This window comes from Bacteroides caecigallinarum (assembly GCF_021530995.1).
In the GTDB taxonomy this organism is placed as follows: domain Bacteria; phylum Bacteroidota; class Bacteroidia; order Bacteroidales; family Bacteroidaceae; genus Phocaeicola; species Phocaeicola faecigallinarum.
This window is the reverse complement of record NZ_JADYTF010000003.1, coordinates 50,531-70,817: the sequence shown is the minus strand read 5'-3', so window position 1 is coordinate 70,817 and position 20,287 is coordinate 50,531. Positions and strand designations below refer to the sequence as shown.

20 protein-coding genes and 2 tRNA genes are annotated in these 20,287 nt (G+C 41.7%); 16 read left to right on the top strand and 6 right to left on the bottom strand.

Translation table 11 applies throughout. From position 1 onward, the window contains the following. The first annotated feature begins 25 nt into the window (after positions 1-25). The 5 genes from folD (at position 26) to I6E24_RS01175 (ending at position 3,626) form a co-directional block, all read left to right on the top strand. Positions 26-907 (top strand): bifunctional methylenetetrahydrofolate dehydrogenase/methenyltetrahydrofolate cyclohydrolase FolD, encoded by an 882-nt coding sequence (gene folD / locus I6E24_RS01195; protein ID WP_235325577.1) that lies wholly within the window; start codon positions 26-28, stop codon positions 905-907. A 115-nt stretch (positions 908-1,022) separates the two neighbouring features. Continuing rightward, complete coding sequence (locus I6E24_RS01190; protein WP_235325574.1) at positions 1,023-2,132, top strand: CapA family protein; 1,110 nt, start codon at positions 1,023-1,025, stop codon at positions 2,130-2,132. Between the two features lie 69 nt (positions 2,133-2,201). Continuing rightward, positions 2,202-2,275, top strand: a tRNA-His gene (locus I6E24_RS01185). Between the two features lie 25 nt (positions 2,276-2,300). Then, positions 2,301-2,377: transfer RNA gene (locus I6E24_RS01180), tRNA-His, on the top strand. A 202-nt stretch (positions 2,378-2,579) separates the two neighbouring features. Beyond that, complete coding sequence (locus I6E24_RS01175; RefSeq protein ID WP_235325572.1) at positions 2,580-3,626, top strand: DUF3352 domain-containing protein; 1,047 nt, start codon at positions 2,580-2,582, stop codon at positions 3,624-3,626. A gap of 3 nt (positions 3,627-3,629) precedes the next feature. Here I6E24_RS01175 and I6E24_RS01170 read toward each other — a convergent pair whose 3' ends face one another. Both I6E24_RS01170 and pheS read right to left on the bottom strand, forming a co-directional pair. Continuing rightward, positions 3,630-4,829 (bottom strand): MFS transporter, encoded by a 1,200-nt coding sequence (locus tag I6E24_RS01170; protein WP_235325570.1) that lies wholly within the window; start codon positions 4,827-4,829, stop codon positions 3,630-3,632. A gap of 124 nt (positions 4,830-4,953) precedes the next feature. After that, positions 4,954-5,973, bottom strand: coding sequence for a phenylalanine--tRNA ligase subunit alpha (gene pheS / locus I6E24_RS01165; protein WP_235325568.1), 1,020 nt, complete (start codon positions 5,971-5,973; stop codon positions 4,954-4,956). Between the two features lie 159 nt (positions 5,974-6,132). Here pheS and I6E24_RS01160 point away from each other — a divergent pair, with 159 nt between their 5' ends. The 6 genes from I6E24_RS01160 (at position 6,133) to I6E24_RS01135 (ending at position 12,302) form a co-directional block, all read left to right on the top strand. Further along, positions 6,133-7,002 carry a DUF4348 domain-containing protein gene (locus I6E24_RS01160; RefSeq protein WP_235325566.1) on the top strand — a complete coding sequence of 290 codons (870 nt, stop codon included), beginning with the start codon at positions 6,133-6,135 and terminating at the stop codon, positions 7,000-7,002. A gap of 20 nt (positions 7,003-7,022) precedes the next feature. Further along, positions 7,023-8,036 (top strand): UDP-N-acetylmuramate dehydrogenase, encoded by a 1,014-nt coding sequence (gene murB / locus I6E24_RS01155; protein ID WP_235325564.1) that lies wholly within the window; start codon positions 7,023-7,025, stop codon positions 8,034-8,036. A gap of 32 nt (positions 8,037-8,068) precedes the next feature. Then, on the top strand, positions 8,069-8,845 hold the full coding sequence (locus I6E24_RS01150) for an MBL fold metallo-hydrolase (protein WP_235325562.1): 777 nt from the start codon (positions 8,069-8,071) through the stop codon (positions 8,843-8,845). A 208-nt stretch (positions 8,846-9,053) separates the two neighbouring features. Next, positions 9,054-9,878 (top strand): DUF3805 domain-containing protein, encoded by an 825-nt coding sequence (locus tag I6E24_RS01145; protein ID WP_235325561.1) that lies wholly within the window; start codon positions 9,054-9,056, stop codon positions 9,876-9,878. A 15-nt stretch (positions 9,879-9,893) separates the two neighbouring features. Then, positions 9,894-11,759, top strand: a complete 1,866-nt coding sequence (gene abc-f / locus I6E24_RS01140; protein ID WP_235325559.1) for a ribosomal protection-like ABC-F family protein — start codon at positions 9,894-9,896, stop codon at positions 11,757-11,759. A 3-nt stretch (positions 11,760-11,762) separates the two neighbouring features. Next, positions 11,763-12,302 carry a hypothetical protein gene (locus I6E24_RS01135; protein ID WP_235325557.1) on the top strand — a complete coding sequence of 180 codons (540 nt, stop codon included), beginning with the start codon at positions 11,763-11,765 and terminating at the stop codon, positions 12,300-12,302. Between the two features lie 91 nt (positions 12,303-12,393). On the opposite strand, the gene yihA is transcribed toward I6E24_RS01135, so the two are convergent. Together yihA and I6E24_RS01125 are read right to left on the bottom strand one after the other, a co-directional pair. Beyond that, the gene (yihA, locus tag I6E24_RS01130; RefSeq protein ID WP_235325556.1) at positions 12,394-12,999 is read right to left on the bottom strand and encodes a ribosome biogenesis GTP-binding protein YihA/YsxC; all 606 of its coding nucleotides are present in this window, start codon (positions 12,997-12,999) and stop codon (positions 12,394-12,396) included. A 36-nt stretch (positions 13,000-13,035) separates the two neighbouring features. Beyond that, entirely contained in the window at positions 13,036-14,496 is a 1,461-nt protein-coding gene (locus I6E24_RS01125; RefSeq protein WP_235325555.1) for a sodium:solute symporter, read from the bottom strand. Positions 14,497-14,583: 87 nt separating this feature from the next. Between I6E24_RS01125 and recR the strand changes: the two genes are divergently transcribed. Genes recR through I6E24_RS01110 form a run of 3 tightly spaced genes read left to right on the top strand, consistent with a single transcriptional unit; the run spans position 14,584 to position 16,193 of the window. Beyond that, entirely contained in the window at positions 14,584-15,201 is a 618-nt protein-coding gene (recR, locus tag I6E24_RS01120) for a recombination mediator RecR (RefSeq protein ID WP_235325554.1), read from the top strand. Positions 15,202-15,219: 18 nt separating this feature from the next. Beyond that, positions 15,220-15,681, top strand: coding sequence for a hypothetical protein (locus I6E24_RS01115; RefSeq protein ID WP_235325587.1), 462 nt, complete (start codon positions 15,220-15,222; stop codon positions 15,679-15,681). Further along, entirely contained in the window at positions 15,678-16,193 is a 516-nt protein-coding gene (locus I6E24_RS01110) for a GNAT family N-acetyltransferase (RefSeq protein ID WP_235325553.1), read from the top strand. Before I6E24_RS01115 ends, I6E24_RS01110 begins: the two co-directional genes overlap by 4 nt. A 15-nt stretch (positions 16,194-16,208) precedes the next feature. Here the strand turns inward: I6E24_RS01110 and I6E24_RS01105 are convergent, their stop codons facing one another. Together I6E24_RS01105 and I6E24_RS01100 are read right to left on the bottom strand one after the other, a co-directional pair. Further along, entirely contained in the window at positions 16,209-16,799 is a 591-nt protein-coding gene (locus I6E24_RS01105; RefSeq protein ID WP_235325552.1) for a YqgE/AlgH family protein, read from the bottom strand. Between the two features lie 25 nt (positions 16,800-16,824). Further along, positions 16,825-17,310, bottom strand: a complete 486-nt coding sequence (locus I6E24_RS01100; protein WP_235325551.1) for a GNAT family N-acetyltransferase — start codon at positions 17,308-17,310, stop codon at positions 16,825-16,827. 173 nt (positions 17,311-17,483) lie between these two features. Here I6E24_RS01100 and I6E24_RS01095 point away from each other — a divergent pair, with 173 nt between their 5' ends. Together I6E24_RS01095 and I6E24_RS01090 are read left to right on the top strand one after the other, a co-directional pair. Then, entirely contained in the window at positions 17,484-17,843 is a 360-nt protein-coding gene (locus I6E24_RS01095; protein WP_235325548.1) for a hypothetical protein, read from the top strand. A gap of 102 nt (positions 17,844-17,945) precedes the next feature. Beyond that, positions 17,946-20,267, top strand: a complete 2,322-nt coding sequence (locus I6E24_RS01090; RefSeq protein ID WP_394800344.1) for a TonB-dependent receptor — start codon at positions 17,946-17,948, stop codon at positions 20,265-20,267. Positions 20,268-20,287 lie beyond the last annotated feature (20 nt).

Below are 20,287 nucleotides of genomic sequence, written 5' to 3'. Positions count from 1 at the left end.
CTTTGTAACTTAAAAATTGTAGCTTATGATATTGATAGACGGAAAGGCAATATCTGAACAGGTTAAACAGGAAATTGCTCAGGACGTTGCTCAGATTGTGGCTTCTGGTGGTAAACGTCCGCATCTGGCGGCTATTCTTGTAGGTCATGATGGAGGTAGTGAAACGTATGTGGCAAATAAAGTAAAAGCATGCGAAGTGTGTGGCTTCAAGTCTACATTGATACGTTTCGAATCTGATGTTACCGAGGAAGAGCTTCTTTCGAAAGTCAGGGAACTTAATGCCGACGATGATGTTGATGGCTTTATTGTACAATTACCTTTGCCAAAACATATTTCGGAACAAAAGGTTATTGAAACTATAGATTATAGAAAAGATGTCGATGGCTTTCATCCGATAAATGTTGGAAGGATGTCAATTGGACTGCCATGTTATGTCTCGGCTACTCCTAACGGAATATTGGAATTGCTGAAAAGATACAATATAGAGACCAGCGGAAAGAAATGTGTTGTTTTAGGACGAAGCAATATTGTAGGTAAGCCTATGGCCTCGTTGATGATGCAGAAGGCTTACCCGGGTGATGCTACGGTTACTGTTTGTCACAGTAGAAGTAAGAACCTTGTTGAAGAATGTCGTGAGGCTGATATTATTATTGCTGCTTTGGGACAGCCTGAATTTGTTACTGCAGGAATGGTAAAAGAAGGTGCGGTAGTTATAGATGTAGGTACAACCAGAGTGCCGGATGCGAGCCGAAAGTCAGGATTCAAGCTTACAGGTGATGTGAAGTTTGATGAAGTATCACCTAAATGTTCCTACATAACTCCTGTTCCCGGCGGAGTAGGTCCTATGACTATAGTTTCGCTCATGAAAAACACTCTTCTTGCAGGAAAGAAAGCCATATATAAATAATGACTTGCATAATATCCGAATAAGCTTAAACTGATTTTAAACGATGATTAAATAATGTTTGGGGGCTGTTTAAATTGTTTTTGGATATAGTTTGATTCTGAAATGTTTCTAATACATGAATATAATAAACAAGTATATTTCACAGTTGTTGCCGATAGTTTTATGGCTGTCGGCAACAACTGTTTTTGCAGTTTCTTCTGATACGCTATCAATATTTTTTGCCGGAGATTTAATGCAGCATGATGCCCAGATCAATGCAGCAAAAATGGCAGATGGAAGATATGACTATAGCCGATGTTTCATGTATGTCAGACCATATATACGTTCTGCTGACATAGCAGTTGGAAACTTGGAAGTGACTTTGGGAGGTCCGCCTTATAGAGGATATCCGGCATTTAGTGCTCCAGATGAATTCCTTTTTGCTATCCGTGATGCCGGTTTTGATGTTCTTATGACTGCAAATAATCATTGTCTTGACAGAGGTAAACCAGGACTTGAGAGAACTATAGATATGCTTGATTCATTAAAGATAAAACGTGCAGGTACATATAAGAATGCTGACGACAGAATTCATAATTATCCGTTGCTTGTTGAGAAAAAAGGTTTTAAGGTTGCTTTTTTGAATGCCACCTATGGAACAAACGGGATACGTGTCACAAAGCCCAATATAGTTAACTTTATTGACAGACAACAGTTGAAGCAGGATATAATGAAAGCCAGGCTGATGAAACCGGATATTATCATTGCTGTCATGCATTGGGGACAGGAATATAAAACTACACCATCTTCAGAAGAAATAGAACTTGCGGAGTGGCTTATAAGTATGGGGGTGGATCATGTTATAGGTTCTCATCCACACGTTGTACAGCCTGTAGCTATGATAGGCGACAGTATATGTCCACAAAAACACCTGGTAGTATTTTCTTTAGGGAATTACATATCCAATATGAGTGCAAGAAATACTGATGGAGGACTGTCTGTGAAACTTTACTTTAAGAGAATAAATGGTATAACACGATTGTTATCTTGTGAAAAATCTCTTGTATGGACTTCAAGGCCGATTTTGAACAATAAATCCGATTTTATCTTATATCCGGCAGATATAGATGCTAAGTGTCTGAATAATAATGAAAAACAAAAAATGAACAGATATATTCAGGATACTAATCGTATCTTGAAGAATGGCGATAGTATATTTGTTATAGATAAAAATGAAAAAAAATAGGCGAAAAGTTTGCAAAAACGGAAATAATGCGTACCTTTGCATCGCTTTTGAAAGGAAAGCCGACAAATGGTGACTATAGTTCAGTCGGTTAGAGCGTCAGATTGTGGTTCTGAATGTCGTGGGTTCGAGTCCCACTAGTCACCCTTTCCTGTTCATAAGTATATTATGGTGACTATAGTTCAGTCGGTTAGAGCGTCAGATTGTGGTTCTGAATGTCGTGGGTTCGAGTCCCACTAGTCACCCCATCCGATTGACAATATTAAAGTCCTGCAGTAATGCGGGACTTTTTTTATGTATAAACTTTTGTATAATTTGTACTTTTTTTAGAAAGTTTTTTCTATCTTTGCCAAAAAGAGTTATATGAGGTTTCGTACTGTTGTTAAAATAGGGGTCGGATTGTCTGTCTTGTTATTCTGTGTTGGAGTGGCATTTTATAGTTTTCTTAGTTTGACAGATGCAGAAAAGGGTAAGGATATAAATATGTTTGCCCTGATTCCTGACGATTGCAATGGCGTTCTCGACACAGATAATATAGGCTATTATACTAGTGAATTTCCACGTACCTCGTATGCAATAGATCTTGATACACTACATCATTCGGAACTCATTAACAATATCCTTACCGATATTACAAAATACACCTCTGTAAATACACATGGACTTTCAAATCAGATTAAGCGTCTGATGATAAGTTTTCACGATTCAACTCCTACAAAAGACGTTGTGGCATATTTTAATATAGCTGGAGGTGGTAATAAATTTGTACTTGATATTCTACGTCAAAAGTATGGTTCTGACGTTTATCCCAAAACTGAAGAATATAGAGGACGGAAAATAGAAATATATCCATTGGGGAAAACTGCCAATTTCCTTTCTGTATTGAGTGGAGATGGATATATAGTTGTAAGTTATCACAAGAATTTGATAGAACGGGTCATTGATGCCGTAAAAGATGGTAGTTCATTAGCTAAGGATACTGTTTTCAGTAAGCATCAGATAAAGAAATCAGCCAACTATCTTACATTCTACGGGCGTACAGGTTCGTTCCCTCTGTTGGCTGATAACAAAAATGTGTGGAGTGAGTTCGAGCTTCATCTGAACAGTGATGTACTTTATCTTAGTGGCTCAATGTACGAGCCGGATAGCTGCATGCATGATACTAACTTGCGTTTGGATAATATCAGAAATGTTTTGTCGGATAGTATTCTCATAGTCTCAGGTCGCGAGAAGGTAGACTCTTGTATTACAAATGCAATATCCCAATCTAGAAGCAGTATATTTTATCATTGTCTTTCGAATCTGTCCAGAGAAGCTTCATATATAATGGTAGCTGATATGGATAAAGTGGTACAGAATATTGATCAATATTCACCGTATGTTCCGGAATTTATCTGTGACAATATCGAACTGTTTCGTCCTTTCATAATATCCTCCCAAATAACTGAGGTTGATGGAGGGTTCTCGCATATATATGTTTTTACATATAAAGACTGAATTTTATCTCACTTTGTTTCTGATAAAATGAGGTCCGGCCTTTAATTTAAAATAAAACATTGAAACTAATGTCAGAATTGCTCCAAACAGATACGCATATCTGAATGAAGATATTTCTGCAATACTTCCACCGCTAAGCATTCCTATACCTATACCTACATCCCACGAAGTAAGGTATGTGCTCGTAGCCGTTCCTCTTTGGCTGTTTGGAGCCAGGTTTACGAAAAGTGTGTTGTAAGCCGGGAACATAGTTCCGAATCCTACTCCCAGCAAAAGTGAAATGGCAAAGAAAAAGACTGTTGTGACAGTATAGTTCCAGTCTATAATCCAACCGCAAGCTGTAAGTCCGAAATAACAGAACGATACAAGATACATTCCTGCTGTAATAACTTCTGTTATCTTCCCTTTATCCACAAGCTTGCCGCTGAACAACCGGCTTATGGCCATTCCTACGGCCATGAACGTGAAAAACAATCCTGTTTCGGCAGTAATGCCTATCTGTTTTGCGTACATGGCCACATAGTTGGTAGTCATTCCGTAAGGGATAGAAAGCAGCAGAAGACTCAATCCTCCCGGCAGTCCTTTTATCAGAATAAATCTGTCCAGCGAAATAGGCTCGCGTTTTACAGGCGGACGATATTCGGTTTTCACACACGAAGCCATAATTATTCCCAGTATTCCTGAAACCAAGGCATACGAGAATATGGTTGTATATGAAGCTCCTGCATTGTGAAGGAACAGACCGAACATCGGTCCTATAGACATGGCCAGATTGTTTGTCAGTCCGTAATATCCCAATCCTTCGCCTCTTCTGGAAGAAGGCATGATGTCAATCACCAGGGTGTTTCCACCCACAGTTACCATTCCGAACGAAAGACCGTGTACGACTCTCAGTATGATAAAGAGGGTGAGGGTACCGGCGAGCATATATCCGGCAAATATAGATGTGAAGATAAAGTAAGCCACAAGATAAAGAGGCTTTCTGGCAAAGGTATCTAGAAAATAACCTGAAAAAGGTCGTATGCACAAAGCTGCAATGGTATAGCATGAAAGTACTATTCCGATTGTGGTGTTTGATACTCCGAATATCTCTTCAAGATAGAAAGGCAGTACCGGAATAAGCAGCCAGAAACCGAAATATAGCAGAAAATTTGCAGCCAGAATGCAGCAATAGCTTGGCGTGATAAGTTTATCTTTGCTCATATCTATATTATGTGATATCTATATTGTTTGATTGATTTGCCGGTTTTATAATCCAAAGGCACGGATTCGCAGTATTGCGGTCACCGTGCCTTGTTTAAATTATATGTTTTCGTAATGCCGTTTATCAGTTGGCAGCCTCGAATTCAGTAAGGAATCTTGTATCGTTTTCCGAGAACATACGCAAGTCTTTTACTTTGTATTTCAGGTTTGCTATACGTTCTACACCCATACCGAATGCGTAACCTGAATAAACCTTGCTGTCTATTCCGTTAGCTTCGAGCACCGCAGGATCTACCATACCGCATCCAAGAATTTCCACCCAACCTGTGTATTTACAGAACGGACAACCTTCTCCTCCACAGATATCGCAGCTGATATCCATTTCCGCACTAGGCTCTGTGAATGGGAAGTACGACGGACGAAGACGGATCTTTGTACCTTCTCCGAACATTTCCTGAGCAAACTGAAGAAGTACCTGCTTCAAGTCGGTGAATGAAACATTCTTGTCGATATACAGACCTTCTACCTGATGGAAGAAGCAGTGTGCTCTGTAGCTGATAGCTTCGTTTCTGTAAACGCGTCCCGGGCAGATTACGCGGATAGGAGGTTGTGAAACTTCCATCACACGGCTTTGTACAGACGATGTATGTGTTCTAAGGATAATGTCAGGATGGCTTTCAATGAAGAATGTATCCTGCATGTCGCGTGCCGGATGGTCTTCAGCGAAGTTCATAGAAGAGAATACATGCCAGTCGTCTTCCACTTCAGGACCATCGGCAATGGTGAATCCCATGCGGCTGAATATATCGATGATTTCGTTCTTTACAATACTCAACGGATGACGTGTACCCAAGTCGATAGGGTAGGCAGTACGTGTAAGGTCAAGTTCCGCGGCACCGTTGTCCTGCATTTCGAAAGCTTCTTTCAGAGCTGCTATACGTTCCTGAGTACGGTTCTTCAGCTCGTTCAGTTTCATTCCCACTTCCTTCTTCTGTTCTGCTGCCACATTTCTGAAGTCAGCCATCAGTGCATTGATAGCACCTTTTTTGCTAAGGTATTTTATTCTCAGCGCTTCCAGTTCTTCAGCGTTCGAAGCCTTCAAATCTTCTATTTCTTTAAGTAACTCTTCTATTTTTGCTAACATATATTACTGTTTTAAGTATTTTACATTGGCGCAAAGTTAATTATTTAAACTGAAATAATTTCTTTTTCAGCTAATAAAAAAGAAAACTTGACTTATATTCGTTTACGAAAGAAAAAAATAGGTATTTTTGTCACGTATTTTTAGATTAGGCATAATTAAATGAAAAGTATTCTATTAGGATATGTCTTGTTGCTCATGGTTGTGTCGTGTGTGGGGCAGCATAAAAGGTCCGAATCATTGTCGGACGAGCAAGGAGTTGAACTGGTTCAGACTGATTCTGTTTCAGCATCCGATGAGGAATTGTCGGACACATTAATAGTTGTGGATGAAGTGGTGCCGACCACAGCCGATGCCAGTTTCATCGATTTTCTTTATTATTTCACTTCCGATGAAGAATTTCAGCATTCACGTATCCAGTTCCCCGTTTCTTTTTATAATGATACTACGGTTTCAAGGCTATCGGCAGATGAATGGGTTTTCGATCCGATGTTTGATTCAACCCAACTGTATACAGTAATTTTTGATAAAGAGGAGGATCTGGAACTTGAGAACGGTACATCAACAACCAGCGTACAGATTGACTGGATTTATCTTTCTGATTATCATATCAGGCGGTATTATTTCGAACTAAAGAATGAGCGTTGGTATCTTGAGGCAGTAAATAAGGAAAAAATGAGCCGTGCAAAAAACGGAGGAGAAGATTTTTATGAGTTTTATCATCGATTTGCTTCTGATTCTATTTTCCAGTCTGAAAGACTGTCAGAACCTTTACTGTTCTCTACTGTAGATCCTGAGGACGAATTTTCTGTTCTTGAAACTACTTTGGAAAAAGGACAGTGGTTCGCTTTCCGTCCTCCAATGCCAACCGAAAAATTTACAAATATCCGTTACGGACAGAAGGAAACAGAGGAGTCTAATACTAAAATCGTAGAATTCAAAGGCTTGGGAAACGGACTGAGTAACACTCTTTATTTCAGGAGAATTCACGGAAAGTGGAAACTCTATAAATTTGAAGATTTGGGCGACTGATAAATATAACCGAAGAAATAATGAAAGAATATACAGATTATCCTATACTTGAATACAATACGTTCGGAATGGATGTAAAGACATCCCGTTTTGTGGAATATACATCTGTAGACGAGCTAAAATCATTTCTTGCGTCGAATGACGTCACTTTGCCTTTGCTGCATATTGGCGGTGGAAGTAATCTCCTGTTCATTTCCGATTTTAAGGGTACAATATTACATTCTGCAATAAAAGGCTTCTGCGTAGAAGGTGAGTCTGACGAGTGGATAGATATAAAGGCCGGAGCGGGCGAGGTATGGGATGATTTTGTGGCATATACCGTATCCGAAGGTTGGTATGGAGCAGAAAATCTTTCAATCATACCCGGTGAAGTAGGAGCGTCTGCCGTACAGAATATAGGTGCATACGGGGTGGAGGCAAAAGATATAATCCTGAAAGTCCACACGGTCAGTGTCTCCGATGTTTCCGAACGCGTCTTCACGAACGAAGAATGCCGTTATTCTTACCGTAACAGCATCTTTAAGGAAGAACTAAAAGGAAAATACATAGTGACGCACGTCACATACCGTCTCAGCAAGAAAGCCGGATATCATCTCTCGTACGGAAATATCAGTGCCGAACTCGAAAGAAGAGGTCTTGAACCGTCGCTGGAAAATGTACGAAACGTAATAATAGATGTGCGCCGTTCCAAACTGCCGGAACCGTCAGAGCTTGGTAATGCTGGAAGTTTCTTTATGAACCCTATGGTTTCAGTGCAGAAGTTCAGACAGTTGCAGGAAGAATATCCTGACATGCCGCATTATCCTGTAGATGAAAATACAGTAAAAGTACCAGCCGGATGGATGATAGACCGTTGCGGATGGAAGGGACGCAACATAGGACGTGCGGGAGTCTATCAGAAACAGGCCCTTGTTTTGGTGAACCTCGGTGGTGCTACAGGAAATGAGATTTCACATCTGGCAAATGAAATAATAAAGTCAGTAAAGGATAAGTTCGGAGTGGATATACATCCGGAGGTAAATTATATTTATTGACAATAATACAAAATAAACTAAGTACGACTATTATGAAGATAACAATATTGGGAAGCGGAACATCTACCGGAGTGCCTCAAGTGGGGTGTACATGTCCGGTATGTACCAGTACCGACCCTCGCGACAGACGTCTCAGGTGTTCAGGACTGGTTGAAGTTGACGGAGTAAGGATTTTGATTGACTGTGGTCCTGATTTTCGTGAGCAGATGTTGCGTCTGGAAGATTTCGGACCTATCGATGCCGTGCTTATCACACACGAACATTACGACCATGTGGGCGGACTTGACGACCTTCGTCCTTTCTGCCAGTTCAAGGATGTGCCTGTCTATGCCGAAGATTATACAGCCGAACGCTTGCAGCAGCGCATACCATATTGTTTTGTCGAACATCCGTATCCAGGTGTTCCCAGGATACCTTTGCAGAGAATAAAACTGGGCAAACCGTTTTCTGTAACAGGTATGCATGGCAATACAGTGGAAATCACTCCCTTCAGAGTCATGCACGGCAAGATGCCTATCCTTGCTTTTAGAATAGGAGATATGGCATGGGTTACTGATATGACAGAGATGCCTAAGGAAAGCAATGTCTTTCTGGAAAATCTGGATTGTCTCATAATGAACGCACTTCGTCTTGAACCTCACTGGACACACCAGAGTCTTCCGGAGGCTATTGAGCGCGCAAAAAATATTTCCGCTAAGGAAACATATTTCATACATGCCAGCCATCATATCGGTCTACATGCAGATGTGGAGAAAATGCTACCGGCGCACATGCATCAGACTTACGACGGAATGGTGATAGAGTATTGATATAATATGGCTTTGCAAATGTTTTGCAAAAGGCTTGCAAATATAATTTTAATCTAAACAGCATTTAAACGGTGCTTAAATACCGTTTAAATGCTGTTTAATATCAGCCCGAAAACTCATATTGACGGGGGAAAAGTTTTTTATCTTATCCTATAAAGCATTATATTTGCATACAGAATTAAGTATTAACATCTAAACTATCTCTTATATGAAATATATTTCTCCCGGTTCATGGTTCTCGCTGGAATATCCGGCAGGATGGAACGAGTTTGAAGATACAGAAGACAGCTTCCTTTTTTATAATCCTGAAAAGTGGAACGGCAATTTCAGAATCTCTGCTTTCAAAGGGCAGGACAAGAAGTATGCCGAAGAGTGTATGGACTATGAATTGAAGAACAACCGTACTTCACGACTGGTGAAGGTGGGAGAATGGTCGTGTGTCTATTCAACTGAGAATTTCCAGGAAAACGGAAACTGGTACACTTCGCATCTGTGGATTACAGGTAGGGGTGACATCTCTGTGGAATGTTCTTTCACTGTAGCCAAAGGAGAAAGCATGAAACCTGCTGAGAATATTATAACTTCGTTGAAGGTGAGATGTGAGGGAGAGAAACCTTGGAAAGAGGTCATTCCTGTGCGTGTACTCGAAATCAATTCCATCAACGAGAGTTTCGACTGGGCTGTGATGACTATCAAGAAACAGCTTACAAAAGATTTTACTTCATCAGAAGCTGACATTGCAAGCATTCAGAAGGTGATGGACAGCGGCAAGTTCAACAACAGCCAGCGTCAGGCATGGGAGTCTTTCGGTATGGCTTTCGGCGCAATACTTGTCAATGAGATGGACGGTATGGAATGGGTGACTGTGGTTGACGGACAGAAAGAGTATCCTGCACTGAAGTTTGCCGAAACTGATGTTATGGTGTATCCGCAGCAGTTGGTATGGAGTAGGGTTAAGAACGGTAAGTCATGTAGCCTGAAAGCCGAATTCGATAAAATCAAGGCTGAGGTTGAAAAGGCGATAAATAATTAATAATTAAAAACTCAAATGACTCCATATTTACAGGTAGAAAATCTTACCAAATCCTTCGGCGATTTGGTTCTATTCAATTCAATATCTTTCGGAGTGGCCGAGGGACAGCGCATCGGTCTGATAGCGAAAAACGGCTCCGGAAAAACAACTTTGCTTAACATTCTTGCCGGAAAGGAAGGCTATGATGATGGAAAGATTACTTTCCGTCGCGACCTCCGTGTAGGCTATCTTGAACAGAGTCCTCAGTATCCAGACGATATAACAGTGCTCGAGGCATGTTTCTATCATGGAACTCCTGTTGTACAGCTCATAAAGGAATATGAGAAATGTATGGAGACCGAAGGAAATCCCGGACTAGAGGACTTGCTGGCACGCATGGAGCACGAAAAGGCATGGGACTATGAAAGAAAAGCAAAACAGATTCTCTCGCAGTTGAAAATCAGGGATTTCAATCAGAAAATAAAAGAACTCTCCGGAGGTCAGCTCAAGCGTGTGGCTCTTGCCAATGTGCTTATCACAGAGCCGGATCTGATTATACTTGATGAGCCAACTAACCATCTGGACCTAGATATGACAGAATGGTTGGAGGAATATCTCAAGCGTGGTACTCTGAGCTTGCTGATGGTTACTCACGACAGATATTTCCTCGACCGTGTATGCTCTGAGATTATCGAACTTGACAACAAGCAGGTTTATTCATATACAGGAAACTACAGTTACTATCTCCAGAAACGCCAGGAGAGGATAGATGCCGCCAATGCGGAAATAGCAAGGGCCAACAACCTCTATCGTACCGAACTGGAATGGATGCGCCGTATGCCGCAGGCCCGCGGACACAAGGCGAGATATAGGGAGGAGGCTTTCTATGAGCTGGAAAAGGTGGCTAAAAGACGAATGAACGATTCGAACGTGAAGCTTGACGTAAAGGCTTCATACATCGGCTCTAAGATATTCGAAGCCGATCATCTCTATAAGAGTTTCGGCGACCTGAAGATTCTTGACGATTTTTCATACATCTTTGCGCGATATGAAAAGATGGGTATCGTGGGAAACAACGGTACTGGTAAGTCAACCTTCATAAAAATCCTTATGGGATTGCAGCAGCCTGACAGCGGGCGCCTGGATATAGGTGAGACAGTGCGTTTCGGTTACTATTCGCAGGAAGGATTGCAGTTTGACGAGCAGATGAAGGTGATAGATGTTATCACTGATATTGCCGAAGTGATAGAGCTGGGTAACGGCAAGAGACTTACGGCATCACAGTTCCTGCAGCATTTCCTTTTCACTCCTGAGACTCAGCACAGTTATGTATATAAGTTGAGTGGTGGTGAAAGACGACGCCTGTATCTCTGTACTGTATTGATGCGTAATCCTAACTTCCTTGTTCTGGACGAGCCTACAAACGACCTCGACATCGTAACATTGCAGGTACTGGAGGAATATCTTCAGAACTTCAAGGGATGTGTGATTGTGGTGAGCCACGACCGGTACTTCATGGATAAGGTGGTAGATCATATCCTTGTGTTCAACGGTCAGGGGGATATCCGTGACTTCCCGGGCAATTATTCTGATTATCGCGACTGGAAACTTGCAAAGCAGGACCATGAAAAGGAAGCCGCCAAACCAAAGGAGGAGAAAACCCAGAAGGTGCGCCTGAACGACAAACGCCGCATGACCTTCAAGGAAAAGAAGGAGTTTGAACAGCTTGAAAAGGAAATAGCCGAACTGGAAGCCGAGAAGAAAGCTATAGAAGATGCTCTTTGCAGCGGTACACTGAGTGTGGACGAACTTACTGAAAAGTCGAAGCGTCTGCCGGTTCTTTCTGACGAGATAGACGAGAAGACCATGCGTTGGATGGAACTAAGCGAAATTGAGGGATAGGATATGGATTTTCGTAAGAGATTCCTTCAGCGTTTGAGTCAGGACGACATACACGAGATGTGTTTTCTCACTCAAGGACCGGACAATGACAGTCTGAAAGAAGAACTATATACCCTGATATCTGATGAGGATGTCAGGGTTTCGTATAATGCCTTGTGGGTGTTCGCCCATTTTGACTTGTCGAATAATAAATGGCTGTATGCAAAGCATGACGAACTGATTGATAAGGCTATAGCTGAAAAGCATGATGGAAAGAAACGTTTGCTTCTCACTCTTCTGTTGAGGCAGCCGTTTGAATGTGATACTTTGAGTACCGATTTTATCGATTTCTGTTTTGAAACTATACAATCGTCTCACGAATCGTGTTCTAATCGTGCTTTGTGTATGAAGCTGGCATACGAGCAGTGCAGGTTCTTTCCGGAACTTCTGTCTGAATTAAGTAATTGTCTTGAAATAATATCTGCTGAGTCTTTATCTTCAGGATTGAAGACGGCCAGACGTAATGTGATGAAGAAGATATTGAAAGATGTACGTTTTGTGTAGGTAATGTTTTGTATCTCTTGCTCAGAAAACGATTATAAAAATTAATCCGCTTTATACATCTATCAAAGGAGTATATAGCGGATTAATTTTTTTATTGTTCTTTCGGTGATTTGTTGATGCCGTCTATATAGTCAAGTATCTCCTGTCTGCCAGTACCGTTTTCAGATGAAGAAATGAAATGAGGAGGAAGTTCTTCCCACTGCTCTTTCAGCTTGTTCAGGTAGTTGTTTACGTTCTGTCTTGTCTTGCCTACAGTCTGTTTGTCGGCTTTTGTAAAGATAATTGCAAACGGAACACCGTTTTCGCCAAGCCATTCAATGAATTCAAGGTCGATTTTCTGAGGTTCATGACGACTGTCGATTAGTACAAAAAGGCAGGTAAGCTGTTCGCGCTCAAGAACGTAGTATTCTATGAGGTTCTTGATTTTTTCCATCATCTTCTTTCCTCTCAGGGCAAATCCATATCCTGGTAGGTCAACCAAGAACCATTCCTTGTTGATGAGGAAATGATTGATAAGCAGAGTCTTACCCGGAGTGGATGAAGTCATGGCAAGCTTCGGCTTCTTTGTCAACATATTGATAAGGCTGGATTTTCCAACGTTGGAACGGCCTATGAAAGCATATTCCGGTATATCCGATTTTGGACACATATCAGCTCTTGAGCTGCTTATTGTGAATTCTGCACTTTTTATTTCCATATATATGTCTTTTATAAATTTTCTAACAATTAAAAACTAACAACTTACCCTTTTCTTTCCCAAACTCAATGCGGCAAGTCCCATGAATGTGAGAAAACCGTTGAACATCAGCATTTCGTAACCGAACTTGTATCCTGTGGCATTGAATGTGAGAATGTCTATTATGTAGCATATTGCAGGTGATAAAATTGCTATATAAGGCACATATTTGTCGCGTGGCCTTAATTTGGTGAAAAGTCCGAAGCAGAAAAGTCCCAGCAGAGGACCGTAGGTATATGATGCAAGTGTATATATAGTGTCTATCACGTTTTGGCTGTCTATAGCCTCGAATGCCAGGATGCATGCCACGAACACTATGCTTATACCAAGATGAGTGATTTTTCTTACTCTCTCGGCTTTCTTTTCACTATATCTGTCCGTATTCAGAATGTCTATACAGAAGCTTGTTGTCAGGGCGGCTAGAGCGGAGTCGGCACTGGAGAATGCTGCCGCTATTATTCCTATGGTGAAGAACACCAGTACCGCATATCCCAGATGACCTCCAGCCGCAAACATCGGAAGGAGGTCGTCGCCTTTAGCCGGAATGGCTATGTTCATCTGTGTGGCAGCTACCATTAGGAGGATACCCAATGAAAGGAAAAGCAGGTTTACCGGCACGAAAGATATTCCGTAGCAGTACATGTTTTTTTGTGCTTCCTTCAGATTACGGCAGGAGAGGTTCTTCTGCATCATGTCCTGATCAAGTCCTGTCATTACTATGGTTATGAATATCCCGCTGAAGAACTGTTTGAAGAAGTTCTGTTTTGACTGCCAGTCGTCGAAAACGAAGATGCGGCTTTCGCTGCTGTTCTTTATGGTGTCTATCACTCCGCCAATGTCCAGGTTCAGCTTGTCTGCCACATTATACAATATAAGCCCCAAGGCCAGAAGCAGACACAGTGTCTGCAGGCTGTCTGTCCATACTATCGTGCGTATGCCGCTCTTGTGTGTATATAGCCATATCAGCAATACGGTTCCTATGGCTGTCACGGCAAACGGTATGTCGTAGGCGTCGAACACGTAGTGTTGCAGAATGATGCATACCAGATATAGTCTGGCAGCCGCTCCCAGCATTTTGGATATGAGGAAGAATGAAGCCCCCGTCTTGTATGAATATCTGCCTATCCTTTGCCCCAGATATGTATAGATTGACGTAAGGTTCAGCTTATAGTATAAGGGGAGGAGTACGTGAGCTATTATCAGATAGCCTACAAAGAAACCCATGCATGTCTGCATGTAGGTCATATCTATGTTTTTCACCATTCCCGGCACAGAAACGAATGTTACTCCTGAGAGTGATGCGCCTATCATTCCGAATGACACTATATACCATGGTGACTGGCGGTTGCCCCGGAAGAATGCGTCGTTGTCCGAGTGGCTGCGGGCTGTGATTCGCGATATGCACAGCAATATCCCGAAATAGATTATTATGGTGATAAGGATAAATATTCCGTTCATGTTATTAGCAAATTAAAGCACAAAGATAATCAGATTTTTTGTATTTTTGCGGCTTGAAGTAAACTAACAAACTCAAAAAAAGACACAATGAACCAACAATATCCATCGGTACTTCTGGAAAAGGCCGTTGACGAGTTTTCACGATTGCCGGGTATAGGAAGAAAGACTGCCATGCGTCTTGTACTGCATCTTTTGCGTCAGGACACGGAATCTGTAGAGGCGTTCGGCAATGCGATAGTAACACTAAAACATGAAGTGAAATACTGCAAGGTATGCCATAACATTTCGGATACGGATGTCTGCCGTATATGTTCCACTCCTTCGCGCGATTCATCAATTGTGTGTGTGGTCGAGAATATCCGCGACGTGATGGCTGTGGAGAATACCCAACAGTTTAACGGATTATATCATGTGCTGGGCGGTGTGATTTCACCTATGGATGGTGTGGGACCGAACGATTTGCAGATAGACAGCCTTGTGGACCGTGTAAAGGCAGGTGGAGTGAAAGAGATAATTCTTGCATTGAGCTCTACTATGGAGGGTGACAGTACGAACTTCTATATCTTCCGCAAACTGAACGGACTTGATGTGAAGGTATCTGTCATTTCGCGCGGTATTTCGATAGGCGACGAACTGCAATACACTGATGAGGTTACTTTGGGACGTTCTATAGTGAACAGGATTGAGTTTACAGGTAAAATGTGATAAAACGAAAATTGAATGATGGAAAAGAAAATAGACAGATTGATTAGACTGCTTAAAATAGAGTTTGCTGTTACATGGGTTGTTATTATATGCCTGATAGCTGGATATGAAAACGGTATCTTGGAGGAAGGTACTCTGATTGGTAATTCCAGAGCTGTATATATTGCCCAGTTGACCGGCGTGTTACTTGCAATATGCCTTATCCCTATGTCGTTGCGTATATTCAATCTGTCTCTGACAAAGTATATTCGGAACCTTGATATTGATAGCGCTTTGAAGAGTTACCGCCGTTGGAGTGAGGTAAGGATTATACTGCTTTTGGTGGTGGCTGTATTCAATATATCTCTGTATTACTGGACCATGGATACAACGGGCCTGCTCTGCGGTGCAATGGCAGTACTTGCCTCGATGTTCTGTGTACCGGGCAAGAAAAGGCTGCTTTCGGAACTTGACTTGCTTAAGGAAGAGGAGGAGTCATGAGTATGGATATAATACTTCGTGCCCCAGAGCCGGAAGATCTTGGCATCATGCTGGATATAGAAAACGATTCTGATTTGTGGATACATAATGGCGGTAACACCGGACCTTATTCACGTTATCAGATGAAACAGTATATTGCTGCCAACACTAACGATATATTTACTGACAAACAGTTGAGGCTGATGATTGTATTGCCTGACGGAAAGGTGGCGGGAATAGTGGATGTGTTCGATTTTGATGTGCGCAATAACAGGGCTGAGGTTGGAATTGTAGTTTTGTCCGAATTCAGAGGAAAGGGTATTGGGCGAAATGCTCTCCGCATGATGGAGGAACACTGTTTCAGATTTTTAAGTATGAATCAGTTGTATGCGTATGTCAGATGCGATAATGAGGCTGGACGTGAAACTTTCCTTTCTTGCGGATTTACAGAAACTGCCGTCCTCAAGTCGTGGATACGTCGGGGACAGCAGTATTATGATGTTTGTATGTATCAGAAGATAGCCAACCGATAGTGTTATGCCGGGCTGTCAGTTCATTGTTGGAAATGTAGGATATTTTGCCCATGTGCTGTATGGCTCTCCCATGTCATTCATGCAGTTCATCCATAATGACCTGTAATTCTCCTTGAAAAGTCTGTCTTTCGTAAGTTCGCTCACAATCCATGTGTCTTCTTCCATTTCGGACTGCAACTGTCCTTCTTCCCATCCGGCATAACCGAGATAGAAACGTGCTCTCTCTGAAATTGGATTGCCGGATTTGATATAGTCTATCATCTGATTGAAATCTCCATTCATGAACAGACCGTTTCTTAGAGGAAGCGAGTCATTTATTTCTTCAATATCGTGTATGAAGAACATCGTGTCGCGTCCCACGGGCCCTCCTTTGTATACCGGTATTGCAGGTACATCTTCCAGTTCTTTTACCAGGTCGTTCAATGAAACATGATATCTGAAGTCTTTATTCAAGACAACACCCATGTCGCCGTTGTCTCCATGACTCACCATAAGTACTACCGTACGTGCGAAATGGTAATCGTTGAGCAATGGAGAGGCAAGTAATATTCTGCCTTTCTTTGGAGTGATATTATTTGATTTTACTTGAAATATGTCTTCGAACATTTGTTATTCAGTGTTTTTTTTGAGGTTATAGTATCAGCTCGTAGTCTATCACATCGAGGTATTTCCCGAATTTCATACCTACTTTCTTAAAATGTGAAACACGCTCGAAACCTAATTTCTCGTGAAGTCTGAAACTGCTTTCATTTCCTTCTGTTATGCAGGCTATGAGAGTAAGGAAATTCCTTTCGCGGCATATCCTGATAAGCTCATTCATAAGTTGTTTCCCTATGCCGCGACCTGTATATTCCGGTGATACATAGACTGTAGTCTCAAGTGTACGGCTGTAAGCGTCTTTTTCTTTCCATGGATGTGCATAGCAGAAACCTCCTATCTTTCCTTCAGGCATTCTGAAAACTATATATGGATAAGCGGACGAAAGAGTCTGTATGCGTTCCGACATTTTCTCTACGCTCCATTCTTCGGTATCGAAAGTGGCTACACTTTCACGTATATAGTGATTATATATGGCGGTTATTTCGGTAGCGTCTTTTGTTGTTACTTCTGTTATCATTGGATTTGTTTTTGAATTTTATAACAAATATAATGAAATTCTTTAATAAACTACCTAAAAAAAAGGTATTTTGCTATCTGATAAGTAGATAAAATTGTGATAAACTTGCTGTCAGTAGTATTTTGATGTATCTTTGCGCCCGTAATTTTAATAGGCAGAAATATCAGAAGATTATGACAAAAAACACTAGGACATGGATCAGAATGACAGCTTCGCTGTTTCTTAATGTGTTTGTGGTATATTATGCCATAATCTCTGCATACGCCCATGTACACGTGGTGAACGGCGTAATGGTTGTGCATTCGCATCCATTCTCGGACCAGCATTCACATAGCGCCGGACAGACTCTGGTTATGCATTTTCTTACGGATTTCCATTCTTTGGAAGCTTCGGAACCTTTGATTGTCGATACTCCGTTTCAACCTATATTCCTTATTGACTATACAGAACATGTCCCTACATGTCTGTTGCCGGAATTCGATTCCGGTATAGGTCTGCGTGCACCTCCTTATTCTTCATTTCTATTTGTGTAGTAAGGCGCCATGTATGGTGTCCTGTCTTTTCGTGCCTGTATTTCTGTATAGGTATGGGATAAATACGTCGTAACATTTTATCAAACTTAAAAAAATAAAGAAATGAAGAAATTATCAATATTCATTTCGGCTCTTTTGTGCGCTATAGTCAGTATGGCGACAGGAGTCGATAACAGCCCAGTGAAAGAGGGTAACGTAATAACAGGTCATGTAATAGAAAAAGGTACAGAAAACAGTCTTCCGTACGCTACGGTCATTATAGTGGAAACTGGCGAGGGAACAGTGACTGATACAGACGGATATTTCAAACTGAAGAAAGTTCCAGCGGGAAAATACACATTGAAAGTGAATTCTGTGGGTTATGCACAGCAAACCAAGGAGGTGAACGTGAGCGATGAATATACTGTAGATGTGCATTTTGTCCTTTCTGAGGAAACTATCATGACAGACGAAGTGGTGGTTTCTGCCAACAGAAATGAGACAAGCAGAAAGCTTGCTCCTGTGGTGGTGAACGTGATGAACAACAAGCTGTTCGAAATGGTAAATTCTACTGATTTGGCTAAGTCGCTTAACTATCAGTCAGGATTGCGTGTTGAGAATAACTGTCAGAATTGTGGTTTCCCACAGGTGCGTATAAATGGTCTTGAAGGTCCGTACTCGCAGATTCTTATCAATAGCCGTCCGGTGATGAGCGCATTGTCTGGAGTGTATGGTCTAGAGCAGATTCCTGTGAATATGATAGAGAGGGTAGAGGTAGTGCGTGGCGGTGGATCGGCTCTTTTCGGTGCAAATGCTGTAGGTGGTACTATCAATATCATAACCAAAGATCCGATAAACAATTCATTTCAGGTTTCTACCAATATGTCCAATCTTGGAGGAAAATCTTGGGAACAGTATATGGGAGCGAATGCCTCTCTCGTATCTTCTGACAATACATACGGTATAGCATTGTATCAGTCGTATAGAAACAGAAATCCGTATGACGCTGATGGCGACGGTTTCTCGGAACTGGGAAAGCTGAATATGAATACATTCGGACTCAGAGCTTATTACCGCCCGACTCATTTCAGCCGTATCAGCCTGGAATATCATACTACAAATGAATTCAGACGTGGAGGAAGCAATTTCAATCTGCAGCCTCATGAAGCAGATATATGTGAGCAGACAAAGCATATTATAAACAGTGGAGGTCTGACATATGATGTTTTCTTCAATGAATATCGTCATAAACTCTCTGTCTACGGTTCTGTTCAGCATACAGACCGCAACAGCTACTATGGTACGCAGGAACTTGATGATCCGGGAAAGGCATACGGAACTACGGACGATTTGACAGCCGTAGGTGGAGCAATGTATGTGGGCAATATGGACAAGTGTCTCTTCTCTCCGGCTACTTTTACCGGTGGTCTGGAGTATCAGTACAATGCCTTGCATGACATCATGGCTGGATATAACCGCGATTTGAAACAGGATGTGAAAGTAGCCAGCGCATACGCCCAGAACGAATGGAAGATGGATAAGTTCACTTTGTTGGCGGGATTCCGTCTTGACAAGCATAACCTTGTGGACAATGTGATATTCAGTCCGCGCGTGAATGCCTTGTGGAAACCGTCGGATAAGGTGCAGGGACGTCTGACATGGTCTACAGGTTTCCGTGCTCCACAGGCATATGATGAGGACTTGCACGTAGCTGCAGTAGGTGGTGAAGCTATGATTATCCGTCTGGCGGAAGGGCTCAAACCTGAACGCTCAAACAGTTTCAGCGGTTCTGTAGATTGGAGTGCTTCTTTCGGCCATTTCCAGTCAAACCTTTTGGTGGAAGGTTTCTACACAATGCTTAACGATGTATTCTATCTTAAAAATATAGGTGAGGGCGATCAGCCGGGAACTACCATACAGGAGCGTTGCAACGGACGTGGTGCGAGAGTATATGGAGCGAATATCGACTATAAGATTGCTCATGGCAGGGATGCCCAGTTGCAGTTAGGTTTTACCGCACAGCAGAGCAGATACACAGAGGCTGTTTACTGGAGTGAGGATACCGATGTGGCACCAACGAAGAAGATGACACGTACTCCTGACCTTTACGGTTACTTTACGTTTACTTCGGCTCCGTTCAAAAACAAGAATTTTGATTTCTCATTGTCGGGTGTATATACAGGACGTATGCTTGTACCTCACTTTGCCGGTTATATAGAGAAAGATGTTCTTGAAAAGACTCCGGACTTCATGGAACTGAACTTGAAACTGAACTACACTTTTGTATTGAACGATCATCTGAAACTACAGTTGAACGGTGGTGTGAACAATATATTCAATGCTTTCCAGAAAGACTTGGATAAAGGTATAGGACGTGATTCAAAATATTTCTACGGTCCTACACAGCCTAGAACTATATTCATCGGTATAAAGTTCTTCAATTAAATTAGTGTGTATTTATCAGT